This is a genomic window from Bizionia sediminis (assembly GCF_042684585.1).
Taxonomy (GTDB): Bacteria; Bacteroidota; Bacteroidia; order Flavobacteriales; family Flavobacteriaceae; genus Algorimicrobium; species Algorimicrobium sediminis.
Window position 1 is genome coordinate 873,911 of record NZ_JBHULS010000001.1, and the last position, 23,877, is coordinate 897,787.

20 protein-coding genes are annotated in these 23,877 nt (G+C 37.4%); 10 read left to right on the forward strand and 10 right to left on the reverse strand.

The genetic code is table 11. The annotated features are described in order from the left end of the window. Positions 1–2: 2 nt before the first annotated feature. The 5 genes from ACFSQP_RS03940 to ACFSQP_RS03960 form a co-directional block, all read right to left on the reverse strand. Positions 3–794: a (Fe-S)-binding protein gene (locus ACFSQP_RS03940; protein ID WP_376891947.1), complete on the reverse strand. Its 792-nt coding sequence runs from the start codon at positions 792–794 to the stop codon at positions 3–5. A 98-nt stretch (positions 795–892) separates the two neighbouring features. Then, positions 893–1,198, reverse strand: coding sequence for a hypothetical protein (locus ACFSQP_RS03945; protein WP_376891948.1), 306 nt, complete (start codon positions 1,196–1,198; stop codon positions 893–895). 72 nt (positions 1,199–1,270) lie between these two features. Then, complete coding sequence (locus ACFSQP_RS03950; protein ID WP_376891949.1) at positions 1,271–2,587, reverse strand: 4Fe-4S dicluster domain-containing protein; 1,317 nt, start codon at positions 2,585–2,587, stop codon at positions 1,271–1,273. A gap of 12 nt (positions 2,588–2,599) precedes the next feature. Continuing rightward, positions 2,600–3,547, reverse strand: coding sequence for an MlaD family protein (locus ACFSQP_RS03955; protein ID WP_376891951.1), 948 nt, complete (start codon positions 3,545–3,547; stop codon positions 2,600–2,602). A gap of 54 nt (positions 3,548–3,601) precedes the next feature. Further along, positions 3,602–4,717: an N-acetylmuramoyl-L-alanine amidase family protein gene (locus tag ACFSQP_RS03960; RefSeq protein ID WP_376891952.1), complete on the reverse strand. Its 1,116-nt coding sequence runs from the start codon at positions 4,715–4,717 to the stop codon at positions 3,602–3,604. Between the two features lie 86 nt (positions 4,718–4,803). On the opposite strand from ACFSQP_RS03960, the gene ACFSQP_RS03965 reads away from it, so the two are divergent. The 3 genes from ACFSQP_RS03965 to guaC all read left to right on the forward strand — a co-directional run bounded on the left by ACFSQP_RS03965 (position 4,804) and on the right by guaC (position 9,550). Then, complete coding sequence (locus ACFSQP_RS03965; protein ID WP_376891953.1) at positions 4,804–7,560, forward strand: putative LPS assembly protein LptD; 2,757 nt, start codon at positions 4,804–4,806, stop codon at positions 7,558–7,560. Between the two features lie 27 nt (positions 7,561–7,587). Continuing rightward, on the forward strand, positions 7,588–7,968 hold the full coding sequence (locus ACFSQP_RS03970; protein ID WP_376891954.1) for a RidA family protein: 381 nt from the start codon (positions 7,588–7,590) through the stop codon (positions 7,966–7,968). A 541-nt stretch (positions 7,969–8,509) separates the two neighbouring features. Further along, the gene (guaC, locus tag ACFSQP_RS03975) at positions 8,510–9,550 is read left to right on the forward strand and encodes a GMP reductase (protein WP_376891955.1); all 1,041 of its coding nucleotides are present in this window, start codon (positions 8,510–8,512) and stop codon (positions 9,548–9,550) included. A 365-nt stretch (positions 9,551–9,915) separates the two neighbouring features. Here guaC and ACFSQP_RS03980 read toward each other — a convergent pair whose 3' ends face one another. The 5 genes from ACFSQP_RS03980 to ACFSQP_RS04000 form a co-directional block, all read right to left on the reverse strand. Next, the gene (locus tag ACFSQP_RS03980; RefSeq protein WP_376891957.1) at positions 9,916–10,278 is read right to left on the reverse strand and encodes a methylglyoxal synthase; all 363 of its coding nucleotides are present in this window, start codon (positions 10,276–10,278) and stop codon (positions 9,916–9,918) included. 3 nt (positions 10,279–10,281) lie between these two features. Further along, complete coding sequence (locus ACFSQP_RS03985; protein WP_376891959.1) at positions 10,282–11,139, reverse strand: N-acetylglucosamine kinase; 858 nt, start codon at positions 11,137–11,139, stop codon at positions 10,282–10,284. Between the two features lie 63 nt (positions 11,140–11,202). Further along, the gene (gene gap / locus ACFSQP_RS03990) at positions 11,203–12,204 is read right to left on the reverse strand and encodes a type I glyceraldehyde-3-phosphate dehydrogenase (RefSeq protein WP_376891960.1); all 1,002 of its coding nucleotides are present in this window, start codon (positions 12,202–12,204) and stop codon (positions 11,203–11,205) included. Between the two features lie 26 nt (positions 12,205–12,230). Next, complete coding sequence (gene pfkA / locus ACFSQP_RS03995; RefSeq protein ID WP_376891961.1) at positions 12,231–13,217, reverse strand: 6-phosphofructokinase; 987 nt, start codon at positions 13,215–13,217, stop codon at positions 12,231–12,233. 200 nt (positions 13,218–13,417) lie between these two features. Next, positions 13,418–17,821 carry a translocation/assembly module TamB domain-containing protein gene (locus ACFSQP_RS04000; protein ID WP_376891962.1) on the reverse strand — a complete coding sequence of 1,468 codons (4,404 nt, stop codon included), beginning with the start codon at positions 17,819–17,821 and terminating at the stop codon, positions 13,418–13,420. 111 nt (positions 17,822–17,932) lie between these two features. Between ACFSQP_RS04000 and tsaD the strand changes: the two genes are divergently transcribed. From tsaD to ACFSQP_RS04035, 7 genes are all read left to right on the forward strand, one after another. Next, a complete protein-coding gene (gene tsaD, locus ACFSQP_RS04005) occupies positions 17,933–18,961 on the forward strand; it encodes a tRNA (adenosine(37)-N6)-threonylcarbamoyltransferase complex transferase subunit TsaD (RefSeq protein ID WP_376891964.1) in 1,029 nt (342 codons plus the stop codon). A gap of 90 nt (positions 18,962–19,051) precedes the next feature. Next, a complete protein-coding gene (locus tag ACFSQP_RS04010) occupies positions 19,052–19,672 on the forward strand; it encodes a peptidylprolyl isomerase (protein ID WP_376891965.1) in 621 nt (206 codons plus the stop codon). A gap of 2 nt (positions 19,673–19,674) precedes the next feature. Then, positions 19,675–20,385 (forward strand): 16S rRNA (uracil(1498)-N(3))-methyltransferase, encoded by a 711-nt coding sequence (locus tag ACFSQP_RS04015; RefSeq protein WP_376891967.1) that lies wholly within the window; start codon positions 19,675–19,677, stop codon positions 20,383–20,385. Continuing rightward, positions 20,382–21,023, forward strand: coding sequence for a DUF4159 domain-containing protein (locus tag ACFSQP_RS04020; RefSeq protein WP_376891968.1), 642 nt, complete (start codon positions 20,382–20,384; stop codon positions 21,021–21,023). Before ACFSQP_RS04015 ends, ACFSQP_RS04020 begins: the two co-directional genes overlap by 4 nt. 11 nt (positions 21,024–21,034) lie before the next feature. Further along, positions 21,035–21,544, forward strand: a complete 510-nt coding sequence (locus tag ACFSQP_RS04025) for a TrmH family RNA methyltransferase (protein WP_376891970.1) — start codon at positions 21,035–21,037, stop codon at positions 21,542–21,544. Between the two features lie 34 nt (positions 21,545–21,578). Beyond that, positions 21,579–22,667: an AI-2E family transporter gene (locus ACFSQP_RS04030; protein ID WP_376891971.1), complete on the forward strand. Its 1,089-nt coding sequence runs from the start codon at positions 21,579–21,581 to the stop codon at positions 22,665–22,667. A gap of 6 nt (positions 22,668–22,673) precedes the next feature. After that, positions 22,674–23,861 carry a THUMP-like domain-containing protein gene (locus ACFSQP_RS04035; protein ID WP_376891972.1) on the forward strand — a complete coding sequence of 396 codons (1,188 nt, stop codon included), beginning with the start codon at positions 22,674–22,676 and terminating at the stop codon, positions 23,859–23,861. Positions 23,862–23,877: the final 16 nt, after the last annotated feature.

Here is a 23,877-nt window from a genome sequence, read left to right on the forward strand (position 1 = left end):
GCTTATAAATCGTCTGCATTAGCAATAAGTTCGGCAACATCCATAACTTCAATGCGTCCTTCTTGGTCTTTAGCTTTCACACCATCCGTCATCATGGTGTTACAAAAAGGACAACCAGCCGCAATTATTTCGGGTTTGGTTTCTATAGCTTGTTCGGTGCGTTCTACATTAATTTCTTTGTTTCCTTTTTCGGCATCCTTAAACATTTGCGCACCTCCGGCACCACAGCATAAGCCCCTGCTTTTGCAGCTTTTCATTTCAACCAGCTCGGCGTCCAGTTTTCGAATTAAATCTCTTGGTGCCTCGTATACATTGTTTGCGCGACCTAAAAAACATGGGTCGTGAAACGTAATGCGCTTACCTTTAAATTTACCTCCCTCAATGGTTAAACGCCCAGCCTCTAAAAGCGATTTTAAAAATTGAGTGTGGTGCATTACCTCGTATTTTCCACCTAATTCCGGATACTCATTTTTCATGGTATTGAAACAATGTGGGCATGTGGTAACAATTTTTGTTATTTCGTAAGCATTTAAGACTTCAATATTGGTTACGGCTTGCATTTGAAATAAAAATTCGTTGCCACTTCGTTTTGCCGGGTCGCCCGTGCACCCTTCTTCGGTACCTAACACGGCAAAATCTACATTTGCTTTATTTAGTAGGCGTACAAAAGCTTTTGTAATTTTTTTTGCTCTATCATCAAAACTGCCAGCACATCCAACCCAAAATAATACTTCAGGTTGTTTGCCTTCTGCCATATATTCTGCCATGGTTGGCACTTTAAGTTGTTCGCTCATAGTTTTTTACTCGTATATGTTAGCGCATTTTGTAGTGCGCCAACGGGATTTGTTTGTTATATGTTTAGCACCACTTGTTATGGTGGTGTTTTTTAATTTTACGGATTTGGCGGTTCCAAAATCTCCGCGTCCTTTAAGGATTTAAAATCTTCTTTATCTATTCTTATTATAATAGCTAATCTTTTCTTTCCGTTTTTTAAAACATTTTCTGGATCGTAACGCTCATCATAGGACCGCCTTAATGCGGCATAACCTATTTCGGTAGTTTGGGTATCCGAACAATAATCGCAAAAAACTTTAAGCAATTTAATATCGGTTGCCTCGGTATTTTTGTAAGTAATTTGTGTGTAAACCTTAATTTGTAAGGAATCCGTGGCGTAACCTTGCGCCTGTACGGTACCCATACCCTGTAAAATTAACAGAATACCAAAAATAATACCATATGCCCGTGCCTGCTTGTTAATAGCTAGTTGCGTTTAAAGTTCGTTTTTCCAGTTTAATCGGTCCATTTGATTATAAGGCCATGGTGCCGCATTATTTTCAATGTTTGTCATCATGTTATTTAATTCCATTGGTGCAGCACTTTGCTCCATAACTAAATAGCGTCGCATATCCATAATTATGGAAAGCGGATCGATACTTACAGGACAAGCTTCCACACAGGCGTTACAGGATGTACAAGCCCATAATTCTTCACGTGTAATATAATCGTCTAATAACTGTTTGCCGTCGTCTTTAAAAACACCTTTGTTAGCATCCATATTTTTTCCTACCTCTTCCAGCCTGTCTCGTGTGTCCATCATAATTTTTCTTGGAGACAATTTTTTGCCTGTAATATTAGCTGGACACTCGCTTGTACAACGGCCACATTCGGTACAGGTATATGCGTTAAGTAATTGCACCCAACTTAAATCTTGCACATCACTAGCGCCAAATTTAGCAGGCACATCGGATACTTCATCATCTGCAGGAGCGGCAAATGGGTCGGCATTTGGATCCAACATCATTTTCACTTCTTTCGTAACGGCTTCTAGATTGTTAAGTTGTCCTTTTGGCTTTATTTTTCCGTAATAAGTGTTTGGAAAAGCCAGTAGTATGTGCAAATGTTTGGAATAGTATAAGTAATTTAAAAATGCTAAAATCCCTAAAATATGAAGCCACCATGCTGTGCGTTCCATAATATGCAACGTTCCTTCCGAAAAACCGGCAAACCAAGGAGCTATGAATTGGCTGATAACATTACCAGAATTCATATTCTGAAACGGCACATCGGTAGCATTCATAACTAGAAACAAGCCCATAAGTACCATTTCAATGTATAGAATAAGATTGGCATCTGTTTTTGGCCAACCACTCATTTCAGCACTCCAAAAACGCGCTATTTTTAAGGCGTTGCGTCGTAACCAAAATATAACTACGGACACAAATACCAATGCAGCAAGAATTTCAAAAGAGCCAATTAAAAATCCATAAACAGCAGTAGGCAACACGTCTGAAAACAAGCGGTGTGTCCCAAATAAGCCATCGATTATAATTTCTAAAACTTCAATGTTAATAATTATAAAACCTACATACACAATAACGTGGAGAAAGCCAGATACCGGTCGTTTTACCATTTTACTTTGTCCCAAAGCAATATTTATCATGTTTTTCCAGCGTTGGGAAGTATTATCGCTAACGTCTACGTCCTGACCTAGTTTTATATTACGCAGGAGTTTTTTTACATTTCGTGTAAAATAACCAATACCAATAATTAAAGCAATGGCAAAAAGTACGTTGGGTATATAATTCATAGTTAGTTTTTGTTATTGTCTTTCATCTTCGGGTTTCACATACTCCTCTTTATTCTTACCTCCAAACACTGATACGTTAACATAACGCTTTGGATTTAATTTAAAATCTTGAAGTAGTTCTTTTAATTGCATAGAGGCCACCTCTAAGTTGTGATATAACTTTTCATCTGTAAGTAATTTCCCCATAGATCCTTGACCGTTTTCTAGGTTGGTTAATATGCCATTAACGCTGGCAAGCGTTGCGTTTAAACTCGCCATGGTTTCCGAAACATTGGCTTTATTTAAATCGCTAGAAACCGCAGCTAAATTGGTACTTATGGAATCTACGTTTCGAATTACAGAACTTAAACTTTCTTCGTTTTTGTTCACTAAAGTATTAAAAGAGTTGGAAAGCGTTTTAAAAGATTTAATGGTAGCGTTAAGTTCTGCTATTGCATGTTTTAGACCAACATCCGAATCGTCTCTAATAATAGTATTTAAACCTAATAATAAGGTGTCTGCCGATTTTAGTGTGGTACCTAAATCGGTACTAATTTCAGAAAAATTTCCAGCTAGTTTATCTATCAGCCCTTTCTCTACTTCTGAAGTTAATACGGTGCCATCCTGGGCCCATTCGGAATCGTTAGCCGGAATAATAGCCAAAGCATTTTCGCCCATAAGTCCGGATGAATACATGCGAATGACGCTATTTTTAGAAAATTCCAAATCGTTATCCACGGTAAACCCGACGCGTGTTTTGGTTGTTTCTGGAATGTATTCAATACTCCTAACCTGCCCTACATTATTTCCTTTTATGGTAACTACCGAAGACTTGGCTAATGCGTTGTAATCAAATTCTGTGTAATAGGTATTGGCACCGGCCAATAAATTAACACCTTTTAAATAGTTAATTCCAAAAATAAGAAATAGAATCCCGGAAATAACCAAAATGGCGGTTTTAACTTCTTTTGATAGCTTCAAAATATGAGAATTTAGTTAAAAACAAAATTAGAAATAAATTTATAAAGAATCCGTCTAATTAGCAGATGTTTTTAAAACCTCTGAAAGCACCACTTGTTCCGCGTCTTTGAAGGCTACAACAAAACACCCTTTATAGCCTTTTTTTTCAGCTTCCTCCTTAAAACGAAGTGCTTCATTATAATCAGACGTTTTTCCGTAATAATATTTATACAGTGCGTTTACCTGTTTTCGGGTAACAGGATCTAATCCTTTAAAGTTATACGCTCTTGGCATAATTTTTCGAGAACTCGCAGCAATTTGAACCATAAAATCGATGCCCTCGTATACCTGGGGTTCGGTTTTATTGGAAATGTTTTCGTTTAGTACATTTGGTGCAAAAAAATCGCCTACATTCTGATCCAGATTATTTTTATACTGTACAATAGCCTCTTTTATGGCCAGCGCCATTTCTTTTTGTCCTTTATTGGAATTTAAATAGGCGCCTTCTGGTTTATAAGTTAAAAAACCTGTTTCTATTAATACGCTTGGCATATAGGTGTTATGTAACACCCAAAAACCGGCTTGTTTCACACCGCGACTTTTTCGTTTTAGTTTTCCTGTAAAGTTATTTTCTATAAAACTGGCCAACTGTATGCTTTGGTCCAGATACTCTTCCTGCATAAGGGTTAAACCTATAAGCGATTCCGGGGAATTGGGGTCGAAGCCTTCGTAGTGTTTTTCATAATCGTCTTCCAGAAAAATAACTTCGTTTTCTTTTTTGGCCACATTAAAATTTTGTTCGTTTACATGCAAACCCAAAACAAATGTTTCTGTGCCATAGGCGCTATTGGTAAAAGCATTACAATGTACGGACACAAACAAATCGGCATCGGCCTTGTTAGCAATAGCCGCACGCTCTCGCAACTTTATAAACACATCTGTTTTGCGGGTATAAATAACTTCAATATCCTTGTAGGCCTCCAGCGCCTTCCCCACTTCCAAAACAATATTTAATGCAATGGTTTTTTCCTGATAACCGTTGCCCAAATTACCTGGATCGTGACCACCATGACCAGCATCTAAAACCACCACAAATTTATCGGATGTATTTTGAGCACTAACCAGATGCAGTCCAATTCCAATAAAAAGATATAATGCTAAAAAATATTTTACAAGAGGGATTGTTTTCATAGGTATTGTGGCTTGTTTTTTATTGGTTTGATTTAATGTTGGAAAATTCAGTTATATTAATTTAATCACAAAAAATATATGTAATTTTGGCAATTCAAAAACCGAGCCATACTTTTACAAAAATACATTTAAAAGCGTTGCGTACAAACAACTTTCACATACTTTTTACCTTAAGTTTTACAGTGTTTATAAACATGTTGGGCTTTAGCCAAGATTTACCCAAATCGGGAATAGCCGTACAGGCTAGCAAAAGTACGGATAGCCTACAGGTAAATATAAACAAGAATTTACTGGTAGGAACCACAGAAATTGGACAGGATTCTGTTAAAACAGATAGCATTGTTCCTAAAAAAGAAACCTTAACAGGGCCTATAAACTATAAGGCTGCCGATTATACGTCATACAACAAAAGAGAACAAAAATTGTATATGTACAACCAGGCAGAGGTGTATTATGAAGATATGGAACTTAAGGCTGGTGTCATTATTATTGATTTAAATAGTAATACTGTTTTTGCTAAAGGAATTGTAGATTCTACCGGCGTTTATACCCAAGCACCTGTTTTTAAACAAGCCAATAATGAGGTAAAACCAGATTCTTTAAAGTTTAATACCCAAACCGAAAAGGCCCTAATTTACAATTCCAATACAGAGCAAGGTGATATTAAAATTTTTGCCCCCGTTACCAAAAAAGTTAACGACTCGGTTATATTTTTAAGAAAAGGACGCTTTACCACCTCGAAGAACATTGAAAATCCCGAATACTATTTCCAATCTAACAAAATAAAAGTGGTGCCCGGTAAAAAAATTGTAGTTGGTGTAACCAATATGGTTATTGCCGACGTACCAACACCCCTGGGCTTGCCTTTTGGTTTTTTTCCACTAACAGACTCACAAACATCGGGTGTTATCATACCCACATTTGGCGAAGAAAGCAATCGCGGTTATTTTTTGCAAAACGGTGGTTATTACTTTGCTTTAAGCGATTATATTGATTTGGCTGTATTGGGCGATTATTACACCAATGGCAGTTATGGTTTGCGTATGGAAAGTGCCTATGCCAAGCGCTATCGTTTTCGGGGCAATTTTGGTTTCCGATTCGAAAATTTAATTAATAGCGAACGTGGGTTTCCCGACTATGGAAAATCATCTATTTATAACATTCGTTGGTCGCATTCGCAGGACCAAAAAGCCAATCCCAGCTCACGTTTTTCCGCGTCTGTAAACCTGGGTAGTAGCCGTTATTACCAAACATCTATAAATCAGGTTAACGCGCCAAGTTTTCTAAATAATACCTTGGCCTCCTCGGTGTCATACGCTAAAACATTTCAGGGCGAACCACAGGTAAATTTTAGCGCAACTGCCACACATTCGCAAAATACCAATACCGAAGTTATAAACATGACGCTGCCTACCATTCAGGCTAGTGTGAGCCGGGTTTTTCCTTTTGCTCCAAAAAACGGTGTGAAAAAAGGGCTCATACAAAATGTAAACTTTCAATACAACGTGCGCGCTGAAAATAGAATTCAAACAAGCGACTCGCTCTTTTTTAAGAAAGAGATGTGGGATGATGCCAAAAATGGGGTAAAACATAGCATTCCCATAACTACCAATTTTAAGGTGTTAAAGCACTTAAGTTTTAGTGCGAGCACCTCGTACGATGAAACTTGGGTTTTTGAAACCATAAGCAAGTCGTATAACCAAGAAACAAACAAAACAGTTACAGAAACACAGAAAGGTTTTGATGCCTTCCGAACCTATAACTTTAGTACCAGTTTAGGAACCACCTTATATGGTATGTTCGACTTTAGAAAAAAAGGGAAATCGCCTAAAATACAGCAAATACGTCATGTTATGAGGCCGTCTATTAGCTACAATGTAAATCCGTCATTTAGTAAATATTATGACACTTACGAAGTTATTAGCGCAGATGGTTTAACGGTTACAGAAGAAGAATATACACGTTTTGAAGGGGGAATTTTTCGTTTACCAAACAACCGTTATTCCAGCTCAATTGGCTTGGGCTTAAGTAATAATATTGAAGCAAAAGTACGCGACCGGGATTCTTTGGCAACAGAAGCTAAAAAAATAAAAATTCTGGATAATTTAAATTTCTCAACCGCCTATAATTTGGCAGGCGATTCATTAAATTGGAGTCCGTTAAGGATGACGGGGAGCACACAATTACTAAACAGTAAAATGTCGGTTAACTTTGGCGCCACGCTGGATCCGTACGCTCTAGATAATAACAATAATAAAATAGATAAGTTTAATATTAATAACGGTGGTAGTTTGTTTCGCTTAACCAGTGCCAATCTTACCATGAGCTATTCCCTATCTAGCAGTGCTTTTGACGGCACCGAAAACACAAAAAGTACCGAAGAAAATTTACGAAGTGGTGGCCGTGCAGACGATTTGTTTGGTCGCGCGCAAGATTTTTCGGACCAAAGTTACTACGATCGCGACGATGAAGATGAAAAAGAACGCAAACCTAGTAAGTTATATACCAACAAAATACCTTGGAATATTAAATTTGCCTACGCTGTAAACTACAGCAACACGCGCCGTGAAAACGATATTTCGTCGCACTCGCTTATGTTTTCTGGCGATGTGGAAATTGCGCCACAATGGACAGTTGGAGCTTCATCGGGCTACGATTTTAAAAACAACGGCTTTACCTATACGCAATTGCGATTTGAACGCGATTTATTAAGTTGGCGCATGAATTTAAGTTGGGTGCCCTTTAGCTCCCGAAGTTCATGGTATTTCTTTATAGGTATAAAATCGAATGTTCTAAAAGATATTAAATACGATAAACGCAGACAACCCGATCAGCGATTGTAATACACAAATAAAATTCTTGTCCTTAACATGAAAAAAATAATAAATACACCTCAAGCTCCCGCTCCTATTGGGCCTTATAACCAAGCCGTTTTAGTAGGAAATATGTTATACACATCCGGACAAATTGCTATTAATCCAACCACCAATGAGTTGGTTTTAGATAGTATTGAAGCGGAAACCGAACAGGTAATGCAAAACATGAAAGCCGTTTTAGAAGCAGCCGATATGACTTTTGAAAACGTTATAAAATCGACTATATTTATAAGCGATATGGGTAATTTTGCTAGAATTAATGCGGTTTATGCTACCTATTTTAACGCGGACACGGCGCCAGCTCGCGAAACCGTGGAGGTGGCCAATTTGCCAAAATATGTGCATGTTGAAATTAGCATGATAGCCGTTAAATAATTTATAAGCTATTACAAAGGCCTACTAAAACCAATGTGTTCCGAATCGGCAGGTTGTTTGTCGCACAAAAAACAGCTTTCTCCCAAACCTTTTATGCGCTTATTTTTTGTTTAGTATGCTGGGTTGCAGCAATGACTTTATTGGTAAAAACTTTATTTTTAATTTTTAAGGCTAATTTCTTGTATAAAATAACGGGAAACTGGCTGTAGTTTTTTTGGTTTCCTTGCCTACATAACTTTAAAATTACTAACAAAACTTGCTTCCGAAAAGCTGCGTTTTTTGTGTTATGCCATTGCGAATGCATCCAAATTTCCCAATCCCATACTACAGGCTTGCTTTTAGGTGTTAGTAGAAAAATGGCAGCAATACTTTTTCTAAATTTAACTAATCTGTATGTAGTTTGCTTTGTAAGCTAGTTACGAAAGGTAAATTATTTAAAAAACTTGTAAAACCTCTAGAAAGTTATATTTTAACCATTAATTTTTTGTTGTAACTTACCCTTCGGAACTTCATAAATTTAATAATCCTTATTGTAAATAACATGCGTATAGAACACGATATCAAGTTAGGCTTTAAAGATGTAATGATTAGGCCAAAACGATCCACCTTAAAAAGTAGAAAGGATGTAAGTTTAAATCGGGAATTTGCCTTTTTACACAGCAAAAAAACCTGGACAGGCGTTCCTATTATGGCTGCCAACATGGACACCGTGGGTACGTTTAATATGGCTAAAGCACTGTATAGTCAAAAATTATTTACCACCATTCATAAACATTACAACGTAGAAGCTTGGAAGCGCTTTACCAATGAAGCGCCTAAAGGCATTGAAAATTATATGGCCATTAGTACAGGAACAGGACACGAGGATTCTAAAAAGTTAAAAGAAATTCTTAATGCTTGTCCGCAATTTAATTTTATATGTATTGATGTGGCTAATGGCTATTCTGAACATTTTGTAGATTTTGTAAAACAAACGCGGTCCGCTCATCCAAACAAAGTTATTATGGCTGGTAATGTTGTTACAGGAGAAATGGTAGAAGAACTATTGCTTTCTGGCGCAGATATTATTAAAGTAGGAATTGGTCCAGGTTCTGTTTGTACTACACGTGTTAAAACGGGCGTTGGCTACCCACAATTATCGGCTATTATTGAGTGTGCAGACGCAGCTTACGGACTTGGCGGACACATAATAAGTGATGGTGGCTGTACCACACCCGGCGATGTGGCCAAAGCATTTGGTGCAGGTGCCGATTTTGTAATGCTTGGCGGCATGTTGGCGGGCCATGATGAAAGTGGTGGCGAACTCATAACGCGTAACGGTAACACTTATAAACAATTTTATGGCATGAGTTCTGAAACAGCCATGAACAAGCATACGGGTGGTGTTGCCGATTATCGGGCTAGCGAAGGAAAAACAGTTGAAGTACCATACAGAGGACCAGTAGAAACTACACTGTTCGATATTTTAGGTGGTTTACGAAGTACCTGTACCTATGTTGGCGCACAACGTTTAAAAGAACTAACCAAGCGAACAACCTTTATTCGTGTGGCAGAACAAGAAAATCAAGTTTATACGACGTAAAATTTCGTGATTTTTAGAAGTACTATCTTAATTGTAATGGAAAATCTTGTTTCAAATTGCCAAGACCCTAAAGGAACTAACCTATTCGTTTCGTAACGACCTATAAAGGCAATCTGAAATACTGTTAAGTAACTTCCATACTATTTTTACGATTTTCAAACAACTAGGAGTTTTACCAGATATTGGCTATTCACTTAAATAGCTAAAATCTATTTTGAAAAAACCATAAACAACTATTGGAAACTTATATGTTTATCCAGATTGCTATACATGTGTATTGGCAACTGTAACGGCAAAACAGCCACAGACTTACAGAACATGCTAGTGAAAATAATACGAAAGCGTGCTTGCCGTATTGCAAAATATTACAATCCCTTAATTAGAAGCAAGGCAGTTGCTGGGTTGGTTGCCAAAGGAACATCGTGCACATCACACAAACGCATGAGCATTAAAACATCTGGTTCGTGTGGGTGTTTGGCTAATGGATCTCTAAAAAAAAGCACCATCTGGCACAGCCCCTCTGCTACACGTCCCGCTATTTGTGCATCGCCTCCCAACGGACCTGACAGGAGTTTTTTTACCTTAAAACCTGCGTTTTCCACCTTATTACCTGTTGTTCCTGTAGATACCAATGTAATATGATCCTGATGAAAAAATACGTTGTGCTTGTTTAAAAATTGTACCATTTCGGCTTTTTTACCGTCATGTGCTATAATGGCTATTTCCATAATTTATTTATTAGAATGATAGGCTACCAAACCATCAATTGGTCGTTTTACAATATTACCCACGTTAAAATGATATTCCTTGGCTATTTCTAGAATTTCAGCTTTAGCAAAATATGAGATTGATCCTACAAAATGAACAGGAACGGATTTAATTTCCTCTGCAAACTGTGCTATCATATTTTCAGAAAACAAGCGCAGTCCATTTTTTAGCATGGTCTTAATGTAGGTATCTTCTTTATAATTAAACATAAAAGCGGCAAAACTTGCCAAATAGGCATTGGGGTTGGGTTGTTTGTATAACTTGTTTTTAATGGTATCGGCATCTGGTGCGTAGGCATCTTCAAAGGCGCGTTGGATGGCTTTCGGCATTCGGTTAAAATAATAATCACGAAGCAACTGTTTCCCAAAATAGTTACCCGAGGCATCATCCATTATGCTGTAACCTAATGAAGGAACCGCTTGGAATAGCTGTTTGCCATCAAAATAACTACAATTGGATCCCGTACCTAAAATACAAACAACAGCAGCTTCCCTGGGTGTATTTAAAACAGCACGAACGGCGCCATACGTATCCTCTAAAACTTGAATTTTGGCTTTTTTAAAAATAGATTGCAACACCTGACTTAACAGTAAACGCGGATTTTCTGTACCGCAGCCAGCCCCGTAGAAAAAGAACTTGGTAATTGCCTGTCTGTGTTGCTGCACGTCTGCTGCGCCATTAATAATACCACGTAATTCGTGTTCCGATAAAATAGCCGGATTAAGTCCTTTGGTTTGAAATGCGCAAACTACGTTGTTTTCAATGGGGTCTCGTATAATCCAATCTGATTTTGTAGAGCCACTATCAACAATTATTATCATATGCGTTACCATAAAAATCCGTGAGACCCTATTCAAATAAAAGGCTCACGGATTATTAGTAGTTTATAATTTGTTTATATGCAGCGCCAAATCTACTAATTTAGCAGCATACGCGTATTCGTTATCATACCAAGCTACCAGCTTAAAAAAGCGCGAATTAAGTTCAATACACGCATCGGCATCGAAAACGCACGTACGCGTTTCACTTACAAAATCTTGAGACACCACCGCATCCTCGGTGTAACCAACAATACCGCTTAACGAACCGTTGGCTGCCTCTTTAAATGCTTTCTTTATGGCCTCTAAAGAGGTTTCTTTCTGGGTTCTTACCGTTAAATCGACCACCGAAACATTGGCTGTTGGCACCCGAAAAGCCATACCTGTAATTTTACCATTCAGCTCTGGAATAACTTTTCCAACCGCTTTTGCTGCACCTGTAGTTGTGGGAATAATATTGTTTAAAGCCGAACGGCCCAAACGGTAGTTTTTACTACTCGGACTATCTACAGTGTGCTGCGAAGATGTTGCTGCATGAACCGTAGTCATTAAAGCATCCTCAATTCCAAAATTATCATGAACAATTTTAGCCATAGGTGCTAAACAATTGGTAGTACATGACGCATTGGAAACAATGGTATCGGACGCTTGAACCTCTAAATGATTAACGCCCATAACAAACATAGGAGCATCTTTACTAGGCGCTGAAATGACCACTTTTTTAGCTCCGGCATCAATATGCGCGTGTGCTGCTTCAATAGTTTTAAAAATACCGGTACAGTCGGCAACTACCGTAGCTTGAACCGCATCCCACTTTAAATTTTTTGGGTCGCGTTCTGCTGTAATCCGAACCGTTTTTCCGTTAACCACTAAATGGCCATCTTTTACAGCAACACTGCCCTCAAAACGACCGTGAACCGAGTCGTACTGCAATAAATATGCTAGATGATTTACATCCAGCAGGTCGTTTATTCCCACTACCTCTACATCGGTTCTGTTAATTACCGAACGAAATACCAGGCGTCCTACCCGACCAAATCCGTTTATACCTAATTTTAATGTTGTCATAAATTCTTATTGTTTTATTGGGGTTTTTAGGTTGTCATAATATCGGACACCCGTAACAACTCCATATTAATATCTGTTTCGCCTTTTACAGCTTTTTCTAGTGGTGTTAATGCCATAACATTGTTTAAAATTCCTACCATATAGTTGCTTTTTCCTTCTAATAAGGTTTCTACTGCCTTAACACCCATCCTGCTCGCTAAAACCCGATCGAAACAAGAAGGCGAGCCACCGCGTTGCATATGCCCTAAAACGGACACACGCACATCGTACTCTTCTAAGTTTTCGTTTACGTAATCCTTTAATTCAAAAACATTCTTGCCTATTTTATCGCCTTCCGCCACTACTACAATACTGGACGATTTTCCCGATTTCTTGCTACGCCGTAAAGATTCTAAAAGTCTGTCTAGGCCTAAATCCTCTTCAGGAATTAATATTTCTTCGGCACCAGCTCCTACACCGGCATTAAGCGCTAAATGCCCAACATCGCGCCCCATAACTTCTACAAAAAATAAGCGTTTGTGCGAACTAGCAGTATCTCTAATTTTATCGATAACCTGCACAACAGTGTTTAAAGCCGTATCGAAACCAAGTGTATAATTGGTTCCAAAAATGTCATTATCAATGGTGCCTGGAATACCAATAATAGGGAAATTAAACTCTTTGTTAAAAACTAGGCCTCCGGTAAATGTTCCATCACCTCCAATTAATACTAGCGCATCTATACCCGCATTTTTTAAATGCGTATGCGCGGCTTTCCTACCTTCCGCGGTGCGGAAAGTTTTTGATCTTGCCGACTTAAGCATGGTACCACCCGTGTGTATAATATTGTTAACACTTCGGGCGGACAGGACTTTAAAATCGCCTTCAATAAGGCCTTCAAAGCCACGGTAAATTCCTACGCATTCAATTTCATGATAGGCACAGGTTCTTACCACCGATCGTATTGCGGCATTCATTCCTGGCGCGTCGCCACCAGAGGTTAAAACGCCAATTTTTCTGATTTTTTCGGACATTTTTTAAAGTTTCTTAATATGGTAAAGCTACTAAACAATACGCAGAAAACACAGTGTATTGGGAACAAAATAACAGGAAATTGCGGATGGCAATGGTTTTAAAAAAAAGGTTTTCAAGTGGCGGAAAAACATTCGTTTTTTAGCAAGTAATAAATGGCGCTTCTTGAACAAAAGAAAACTGCTGTTTTACTAAATACGTTCTAGTCGGTACCTTCCTCTTCTTCTTCTTTAAATCCTAGAAAATCTGGAAGTTCTTTAGCGGCATTTTTAGCTGCCTCGCGTTCTTGAGCTTTTTCTTCTTCGTATTCTTGTTTGCCTTTAAAGATGATTTGAATAAGCTCGCTAAACGTATCAAAATCTACGTTCCAAGCTATACCAACCCCTTGTGTGTAACCAATTTCCTCCCCAAAATTACGAATGCTGTTTTCTCGATTAAACACTTTTGCGGTTAACGTGCCCTCGTCGTTTAATAAAAAATCTATTTGAACATCGCCGGCTATTACGGTTTCGCTAACACCGCCCACGGGTACACCTACCTTACCATTAATTAAAATACGGTCGCTAATATTGGTTTGCAAAGTAACCCCCAGTCTGTCGTCTGTTTGGTACTCGGGCGTGTTTTCGCCAGCTTCATAATTAAGTCCAATATTAACTTTATTATCGCCTGTTGAAAAGAATCCATTAATAATGCCATTTAAACGTTCGGTAATTGTTCCTGTAATGTTTACATCGTTTAAGCGGTTTGAAAAAGCGCCTGTAGCTAACAAGTATAAGGCCTGATTATCCCTATCTTCTTTGGAGTCGAGCCGGTAATTTAGTTCGGATTTTACGGTTGAATTAACATTTGGAAATTCAAATTCAAATTCTATATCAGGTTTTTCCAATGCACCGCTTAAGTTGGTTAAAACATGAACGGGTATGCTTCTGTTTATAGGGTTATCCAGCAATGGCGACGGATTAGATTGGGTTTTATAAATGGCGCTAATTTCTATTTGTGCCTTAAACGGATCGCCTTCCCAAGCTAGCGTACCACCAGGTTGTACTATAAATTCCTTTTGTACAATGCCACCAAACATAAAATTATACACGCCTTGAAACACCGAAAAATCGCCATAAATATTAAATTTCCCGTTGGTATTAATATCTATTAACAAACCACCTACGCCACTGCCTTTAATGGTACTACCCGATTCTTTATCGATAACTATTTCAATTTCGGCATCTTGCGTAATATCCAATTCAAAATCCAATTCCAAGCCCGAAATATTTTGGGTACTAATGGTTTGCCCCATGGCCTTTGCCAATTTTTCTTCGGGGGTTAAAAAGTGTATAAACGAATTATCGCCAAAAGTGGCCGAATCGGTTAAGGGGATAACAAAGGTAGTTCCGGGCTTGGTTTCGCCAATAACGCTTATAACCAAATCGGTTGCAGGTCCTTTTATAGTGGCCGAACCACCAATAAATCCTGTACCATAATAGGGCGCTGCTTCGGTTTCCTCTTGGGTATCTAAAACCAATAATCTGGGCGTGGTAATGCCTAAATCCAAACTCCAATCGCCAAAGTTAACGTGGTTAATAGCCCCATTTAAAACACCTTTCGAATTATATTTTGTATCCGCAATAGGAATGTTATTAAAAATAAAACTCTGATTGTTTAAGGTAACCGATGCCGCTGGCGCAAAATCCAGATCTACATTTAAGTAGGGTACGGTTAATCCGGCATTGTTTAGTGCCAAATTTCCATTCATTTGTGGTTTATTTAAATCGCCTTCTACCTTAACCAATCCGGTAACATCGCCTCGAATATTTGTAAGAATGCCCGATAAAAACGGATTTAAAGGTGCCAGTTGAAAGTCTTTAAAGTTTAAATTTAAATTAATATTTGAAACCTGTGGCGCTACATCTAATATGCCGATGGCAGAAAAAGACTCTGTTGTATCATCTTTAATTTTGGCGTAAATGGAGTAATTTGTTAAGGATTCGTTACCCCGAATTTGCGCATCGAAAGACCCCAAAACTAATTTATTTATTTCCAAATCATCCACCGTAATGTTGGAATTTGGTAAATAACGCCCATTTTGTTGAAAAATATCCAATTTACCATTTAAGTTTCCGCGAAGTTCCAAGCTATCTATATCGGGGATAATTTTAGCCAAATCCACATCTTTAAAATTCAGTTTAATATCCTTGTAAGTAGAGTCCCGTAAGGCGCCAAAAAGTTTTATTTCTTCGTTTTTATGACGCATTAAAAAAGAGTCTATTTCAATATTTTTAAATTTCTTATCAAAAATAAGTCGGTTGTGGTTGTTACGATTATCGTTTACAATCCATGTATTCCCTTTAAAGGTGGCGTCCGAGCGACTAAAACCTAAAACCGATTTATTGTCTTCGTTTATGGTGTGATAAAAACTTAAATTGTAGGCATCCTTATTATGCTTGCCGCCTTTAAATTCGGAACGCATAAAAAGGGTATCTTTTAAGGTAACATTTATAAGATTGAATTTAGAAATATTATAAAAGTTGGTATTGATACTATCCACTTCTACGAAGGTGTTAAACACGGGATTTTTACTATCTACCTGTAACACTATTTTATTGGCAAAATAATCGAAAAGCTTAATTTTAGGCGATTTAAATGTTAATTTAAACTCATCTTCCTTACTTTCCACATGGCCACGAATGTAGGTGTTGGCGCCCAATTCAATATCTGGAACAAATACTTCAACAATTTTGTTGTAAATGTTGAAGTTAAAATCGATGTACTGATTGGCCATAACCTTATACGGTTTGTAATTGGCATAAATACTCCCTAGCGCGTTTTCAAACAACCGTCCTATATCTTCAAACAAGAAAACACCGCTTAACTGACCAGTTATAATATCTGGAGAATTAACATCTATATACCTAACATTATCCACAAATGTGGAGGTTATTTCAAAATCGTCGAAAAAATAACCATCATGTTCGTTGCTATACGATGTGTTTTGAAACTGCAAATTGCCTACCACATTATTTACGGTAGTTCCTGTAGCTTTCATCGTTACAGACCCTTTAAAAGTAGAAATGGTATCGTTTTTTACAAAATTCATGGCCTTTAAATTGGCATAGGACACATCGGCAACAAAATCGAATTCGTTAATGTCTTTAGAAAAATCGGCTAATCCGTTAAATTCCAATTTTAAATTTTCGTCGTTAGAAATTAGTTTACCATCGTAAATATTATCGCCTAACTTACCCGAAACCTCTAAATTATTATACTCATAACCGTTGTAAACTACAGCGTATACATCGCCTAACAATTTGGTATCTAAACCTTCTAAACTAAATCCTTTACCTTTTACATCCAAATTTAAGGAGGTTTTGCCCCATTTTGGATTTTCCAGAAACCTCCCTAAATTAAAATCCTTAAACACAATGTTGCCAACATAAGTGGCATTGTTTACATCGTTAAATGTTTTCATATCCAAATTAGCATCTACAAAACCAATGTCGGTTTCCATTTGTAAATTTGCTTTTATGTTTTTGGTGGTAACTTCAGACTGGCCCACGATGGTAAAACGGCCTAACCTGCTAAATGCTTCGGGAATAGCGTTTCCGAGTACATTGGGCAAAAGCGCTTTTAAATCCTGGTAGTTGGATGATAAATTGGTAAAATTACCATCCATATAAAAATTATTTGCTTCTTTATTAAACAGGTTTTCGAAATAAATATCGCCATAAATTTCGCTGTTAGTACTGGTGTGAAGTTTTAAGTTGTTTAGTTGTAACTTATTTAAAGTTCCGGAAACATTGGTGCTAAAGGTAGCGTGTTGGTCGGCGCCAAATTCATTGTAAAACGTATTCAGTTCGTTTAGCGCAATATCGGCCTCGGAAAAATTAGCGGCCACCTGAACTTTATCTGTAAAAAACTGTAAATCCTCTCGATTATAGGTAAACGCCACCTGCCCCTTTAAAAAAGAATTTTCGGTTTGTAGGCTTAAGTTTTCCAAATTTATGGCCTGCTTGGTATACGAAAAATTGGTGACTAAATTTTTCATTTTTAGCCCGCGACTGTCTTCGAAGGCCAAGGTATTAATACGCATACTAACGTTAGGGCCATTTATTAAAAAATTAGTTGCGTTGGTAAAAACCTTCTGAAACTCCAGTATTTTGGGTGTTTCATTGTTGTAATTTATCATTTTAAAAAGGCCATCGGAAACGGTAACATCGCTTGAGGAAAGCAGAAACGAACTATCGCCTTCTGGCGGATTATCCTCGTCAAAACGGGCTACAAAAACATCTAAATTGGTGTCGGTTTCTCCGGGGTAAGTAACCAAATTAAAAATAACACCTTCCAAATCAATATCGCCAAAAACCAATTTACCATTGTACAAATTTCTAAAACTTAAAATAGATGTATTTAAGGTGTTGGCACTAATAAGGGTGTCCTTTTTATAATCGCGAATAAGCACGCCTTTCAACTCTACATCGCCATTAATTTGTAAACCAATACGTTCCACATTTATATTGGTTTTAAAATCGGCATTAATGCGTTCGGTTACATGTTTGGCAATACCTGTTTGTACGGCAGGAATGGACAGCAAAAGCAACAAAATAATAAACAATAACAAGCATGTTACTACAATCCGACCGAGTATTTTTAAAAATTTTTTGATACGTTTTAAAGTTATAACTTTGCCCTCAAAATTAACAATTATTATGCCCAATTATTAGAAATGGCTACAGAAAATATTTACATCCTAGGAATTGAGTCTTCATGCGATGATACTGCTGCTTCCGTAATGCTAAACGGTACTGTTTTAAGTAATATTGTGGCCAGTCAAAAAATACATGAAACCTATGGTGGTGTAGTACCAGAATTGGCATCGCGCGCGCACCAGCAAAACATTGTTCCTGTGGTACATGAAGCCATAAAACAAGCAGGTATTGCCAAAACAGATTTACATGGTGTGGCCTTTACGCGAGGTCCTGGTTTAATGGGCTCGCTTTTAGTGGGTACATCGTTTGCCAAATCGTTGGCCTTTGGGTTACAAATTCCGCTTTTAGATGTAAACCACATGCAAGCTCATATTTTGGCTCATTTTATAACCGATGCCAGCTCCGCAAAACCGCCGTTTCCTTTTCTAGCCTTAACCATTTCGGGCGGGCATACACAAATTGTAAAGGTTTCAGATTATTTTACCATGGAGGTTATTGGTGAAACCATTGACGATGCCGTAGGCGAAGCCTTTGACAAAAGCGGTAAAATTCTGGGGCTTGGTTATCCTGCGGGGCCCGAAATTGACAAACGTGCCAAATTGGGCAATCCCAAAGCTTTTAAATTTACCAAGCCCAAAGTAGATGGCCTTAATTTTAGTTTTTCCGGCTTAAAAACGGGTATTTTGTATTTTGTTCAGCGCGAAACCAAAAACAATCCAAATTTTATTGCTGAAAATTTAAACGATATTTGCGCCTCTATTCAATACACCATTATTGGTATTTTAATGGATAAATTAAAACGTGCCGTTAAAGAAACCGGCATTACCCATATTGCTATTGGTGGCGGTGTATCGGCTAATTCTGGCATAAGAGCCGCCCTTAAAAGCGGTGAAACAAAATTCGGTTGGACTACCTACATTCCAAAATTTGAATACACCACAGATAATGCTGCCATGATTGCCATTGTGGGGTATTTAAAATATAAAAACAGTCAATTTAGCTTGGATGGTATTACCGCATCGCCTCGATTAAAATTAGGCCAATAAGCCCGTTTGTTTAAAACCTGTTTAAAGAATTCTGTTGTTTTTTTAAAACAAAGCGTTTTTTTTAGTTGTTTTGTTTTAAAATCTACCACCATGAACAAGTTATTTATTTTGTTATTTTGTGTGCATCTTGGTATGTCTGCACAAAATAATACTTCCCCAGACTTTAAAGACGTAAAAACCCCCGAAGATGCTGCATCTTATTTACAAGCCAATCCCAGCAATAAAAACCAGCTCATTGTTTTTAATAAAGACAACCACCAATCGGATTTAGCTAAAAAATTGTTTAGCACCGGATTGGCTACTGTAGACGGGCAATTTGAAAAAACCCATTACAAGGTTGTATCGCGCTACAAAACAACCAACTACCGCGCCAGCTATATTTTTATTGATGGCCATAAAATGAGTGAACAAGCTGCTGAAGATTTAATAAAAGAAATTACCAAAAAATATAAAAGTGGCATCCCTTTTACCAGCCTTGCACACCAATATTCTATGGACAGAAATGGCAATAGAAACGGTGATACTGGTTGGTTTGCTCCAGGCACCTTTAATCCCGATTTGGAAAAAGTAATTATGAATGTACCCAGAAGCCAAAGAGACTTGTTTGCATTCGAATTAAAAGAAAAATCTTGGTACTATTTGGTGCTAAATTCGTACAAACCTAAAGAGGTAAAGGAAATAAAAGTGCTTAAAATTGTTGAAAAAAAATAATTATGCAACTGTTTTACAATCCCGATATAACAGCATCTACCAAATCTTTTTCATTCGATAAAGAAGAAAGTAAGCACATTGTAAAAGTGCTTCGGAAAAATGTGGGCGATTTACTTCAAATTACCAACGGAAAAGGATGGCTATTTACAGCTACCATAGAAGCCAATAACCCAAAAAAATGTACGGTTGCAATAACAAATAACGCTTTTCAATCGCCACGCCCCTATCAATTGCATTTAGCTGTGGCACCTACAAAAATGAATGATAGGTATGCCTGGTTTTTAGAAAAAGCTACTGAAATTGGCGTAACACATATAACACCCATAATTTGCGATCACAGCGAACGTAAAACAATAAAATTAGAACGTTTTGAAAAAATAATTCAAGCTGCTATGAAGCAATCCTTGCAAACGTATTTGCCCGAGCTACGTCCTGCTGTGCTTTTTTCGGAGTTTATAAACCAACCTTTTGCCGGCAACACTTTTATTGCTCATTGCGAAGAGCAAGCTAAAAAATCTTTGAAAAGTGTTTTAAAACCAGAAACGCACACTACCATATTAATTGGTCCGGAAGGCGATTTTAGTGTTAAAGAAATTGAAACAGCCCTTAAAAATAACTTTATTCCTGTAACTTTGGGTACAACGCGTTTACGCACAGAAACAGCCGCTATTGTGGCTTGCCACAGTTTGGCTTTTATAAATGAAACGTTATGAAACAGTTTTTTAGCATTATTTTAATATTGGCGTTTTACGGCAGTCCAGCACAAAGTATTGCCGTGCTAAAATACAGTGGAGGTGGCGATTGGTACAGCAACCCTACAGCTTTGCCTAATTTAATTAGTTTTTGCAATAGCGAAATTAATACCAACATTAAAAACAAACCTGAAACGGTTGAGGCAGGAAGTATCGATATTTTTCAATATCCATTTTTACACATGACCGGCCATGGAAACGTTTTCTTTAATGCGGACGATGCCGAAAACTTGCGAAACTACTTAATATCGGGTGGGTTTTTACATATAGACGATAACTATGGCATGGCGCCCTACGCGGTAGAAGCTTTAAAAACCGTATTTCCCAATACAGAACTTATTGAACTCCCTGCCAATCACGCTATTTTTAACATAGCTTACTCTTTCCCTGAAGGACTGCCTAAAATACACGAACACGATGGCAAACGCCCCCAAGCTTTAGGTATTTTTCATGAAGGCCGCCTGGTAGTTTTACTAACTATTGAAAGCGATTTAGGCGATGGTTGGGAAGATGCCGTTGTGCACAACGACCCGCCAGAAGTAAGGGAAAAAGCCTTAAAAATGGGCGCGAATATTATTAAATATGCCTTCGAAAATTAGTTTAAAAGCGCATGCAACTAACTCATTACACCTCAAAATTTAGCCCAAAACGTTTTCCTATAACCTTGGTATGCGATACTATTAGTAATGCTGCCAATGTAGGTAGTTTGTTTCGTACAGCCGATGCCTTTGGTGCAGAAAATATTGTTTTTTGCGGCGCCCAAACTGCTTTTGGAAGAAAAATGACAAAAACCTCCAGAGCCACAGAAAAATATGTGCCTTTTGAAACCCAAACCGATGTTTTAAAAACGGTAAGCAGTTTAAAAGAAAAAGGTTATTTTGTTGTAGCTCTGGAAATTACTAGCAACAGTAAACCCCTCCAAAACACCAATTTTAATGGAAACCAGCCTATTGCTTTGGTGGTTGGTGCAGAAAATTTTGGCATTGCTAATGAGGTTTTGGAACAAGTTGATGCCATAGTGCATATTAATATGTTTGGCAATAACAGCAGTATGAATGTGGTGCAAGCTACCAGCATTGCCCTTTACGAAATTACCAACCAACTTACAGCTGCTGTATAATTGGTTATTTAAAGTAAATTGTATCTTAAAAATTATGACTTCAAAAATTATAGCAAACGGTATTTTACGAGCGCTTGGCGTTGTAGCAGCCATTGCCCTGCTGTTGGTGTTTATTTATAAAATCCAATCGGTTATTATTTATATTGCTATTTCGGTGGTTATTTCGTTAACTGGTCGGCCTATTGTGTTGTTTTTTAGAAAACGCCTAAAATTTAATAACTTACTTGCTGTAGCAACTACCATGCTCTTACTTCTTGGGTTTATTGTGGGTTTGGTGGGCTTGTTTATTCCGCTTATTGTAGAACAAGGCCATAATTTGTCTTTGTTGGATATTAATCAGTTACAACTTAATATTGAAAACATTTACAATGAAATTAGCAGGCATTTTAACTTAAAACCACTTCATATTGAAGAGTCCTTCCAAGAATCTGGTATTTTGTCGCATATTAATTTTGCTATTATCCCCGAATTTTTAAACTATCTGGTTAGTGGCTTTGGCAGTTTTAGTATTGGTTTGTTTTCAGTACTGTTTATTTCGTTTTTCTTTTTAAGAGATAGCAAACTATTTGAAAACAGTTTGCTAACTTTAATTCCAGACAGTAAAGTAGGACGTGTAAAACATTCCTTCGAAAAAATTAAAAACTTATTATCACGTTATTTTGTAGGTTTAATATTTCAAATTTCAGTTATCTTTATTATTTATACCATTGGGTTGCTTATTGTAGGTGTTCAAAACGCCGTAGTTATCGCCTTTTTATGCGCTTTAATAAACCTTATTCCGTATTTAGGACCTGTTATTGGCGGGGTTATAATGATATTACTAACCATGACAAGTAATTTGGGTGCTAATTTTAGCGACGTTATTTTACCCGAAACTTTGTATGTTTTAATTGTTATTGCCCTCGGACAATTAATAGATAATTTTATTAGTCAGCCTATCATTTTTTCAAGAAGTGTAAAATCGCATCCATTGGAAATCTTTTTGGTCATTATCATTGCCGGTTTACTTTTTGGCATTTTAGGCATGGTAATAGCTATACCAACCTATACAGCTTTAAAGGTAGTTTTGAAGGAATTTATTTCAGACAATAAGGTGGTACAAAAACTAACCAAGAATTTATAAATTGAAGTGAATCAGGCTATTTTACATCCCGAAAATCAAACATTTATACAGGAATATCTGGATAAAGACACAAGCCAACTCATTTTTAAAAAAGCACCAAATTCCAATGTTAGCATGGCTGAATTGGTTGCTCAAATTGAAGCCAAAAAACGCTGTAAAACCAAGCTGCCTACTTGGTACCAAACACCGCTTATTTACTATCCTACAAAACTGCAAATTGAACAAACCTCATCTGAATTAACAGCAAATTACAAAGCGCAATTGGTTTCTGGCGCTAAACTGTTAGACGCTACCGGTGGATTTGGCGTGGATAGTTATTATTTTTCAAAACAAGTTAAACAGGTGGTTCACTGCGAAATCAATTCACAGTTATCGGAGTTAGTTAATTATAATTTAAAACAGCTTCAAATTACCAATATAGAAACCGTTGCAGCTAACGGCTTGTTGTATTTGCAAAACCAAAACACCCATTTTAATTGGATATATCTGGATCCATCGCGCCGAAATGACAGCAAAGGCAAGGTGTTTTTTTTAAGCGACTGTTTACCTAATGTGCCTGAAGCATTGCCTATACTTTTTAACTACAGCCCTAATTTGCTTATTAAAACAGCCCCATTGTTAGATATTAGCGCAGGTATTAAAGAATTAGAGCATGTTAAAGAAATACATGTTGTGGCTGTAAATAATGACGTTAAAGAATTGTTGTGGGTGTTAGAAAAAAACACCAATAAGCCCGTTAGTATTATAACCACTAACCTCACAAAAACAGCAACACAACGTTTTCGCTTTTGGTTAAAAGACGAGGCAAACACCCAAGCGGCTTACAGTGTACCTAGGCACTATTTATATGAGCCCAACGCCGCTATTTTAAAATCGGGAGCCTTTAATACCATTGCCCAAGCATTTAACTGCTATAAACTGGAACAACATACACACCTGTACACACATCAAAAGCTTCTGGAATTTCCGGGACGTACTTTTAGCATTACGGCTACACATCCGTACACTAAAAAAAACATAAAAGCATTGGGCATTAAAAAAGCTAATATTAGTACCCGTAATTTCCCAGAGTCTGTGGCCGATATTCGTAAAAAATTCAAAATTGCCGATGGCGGCACTAGCTATCTGTTTTTTACCACAAATATGCACCAAGAGCGTATTGTTATTGAATGTAAAAAAGTAACCGAAAATTAAAGCAGGAGCGTTGTTA

Coding starts and splice junctions, on each gene's coding strand:
- ACFSQP_RS03940 (WP_376891947.1), bottom strand. CDS start 794: ATGAGCGAACAACTTAAAGTGCCAACCATGGCAGAATATATGGCAGAA.
- ACFSQP_RS03945 (WP_376891948.1), bottom strand. CDS start 1,198: ATGGGTACCGTACAGGCGCAAGGTTACGCCACGGATTCCTTACAAATT.
- ACFSQP_RS03950 (WP_376891949.1), bottom strand. CDS start 2,587: ATGAATTATATACCCAACGTACTTTTTGCCATTGCTTTAATTATTGGT.
- ACFSQP_RS03960 (WP_376891952.1), bottom strand. CDS start 4,717: ATGAAAACAATCCCTCTTGTAAAATATTTTTTAGCATTATATCTTTTT.
- ACFSQP_RS03970 (WP_376891954.1), top strand. CDS start 7,588: ATGAAAAAAATAATAAATACACCTCAAGCTCCCGCTCCTATTGGGCCT.
- guaC (WP_376891955.1), top strand. CDS start 8,510: ATGCGTATAGAACACGATATCAAGTTAGGCTTTAAAGATGTAATGATT.
- ACFSQP_RS03980 (WP_376891957.1), bottom strand. CDS start 10,278: ATGGAAATAGCCATTATAGCACATGACGGTAAAAAAGCCGAAATGGTA.
- ACFSQP_RS03985 (WP_376891959.1), bottom strand. CDS start 11,139: ATGATAATAATTGTTGATAGTGGCTCTACAAAATCAGATTGGATTATA.
- gap (WP_376891960.1), bottom strand. CDS start 12,204: ATGACAACATTAAAATTAGGTATAAACGGATTTGGTCGGGTAGGACGC.
- pfkA (WP_376891961.1), bottom strand. CDS start 13,217: ATGTCCGAAAAAATCAGAAAAATTGGCGTTTTAACCTCTGGTGGCGAC.
- tsaD (WP_376891964.1), top strand. CDS start 17,933: ATGGCTACAGAAAATATTTACATCCTAGGAATTGAGTCTTCATGCGAT.
- ACFSQP_RS04010 (WP_376891965.1), top strand. CDS start 19,052: ATGAACAAGTTATTTATTTTGTTATTTTGTGTGCATCTTGGTATGTCT.
- ACFSQP_RS04015 (WP_376891967.1), top strand. CDS start 19,675: ATGCAACTGTTTTACAATCCCGATATAACAGCATCTACCAAATCTTTT.
- ACFSQP_RS04020 (WP_376891968.1), top strand. CDS start 20,382: ATGAAACAGTTTTTTAGCATTATTTTAATATTGGCGTTTTACGGCAGT.
- ACFSQP_RS04025 (WP_376891970.1), top strand. CDS start 21,035: ATGCAACTAACTCATTACACCTCAAAATTTAGCCCAAAACGTTTTCCT.
- ACFSQP_RS04030 (WP_376891971.1), top strand. CDS start 21,579: ATGACTTCAAAAATTATAGCAAACGGTATTTTACGAGCGCTTGGCGTT.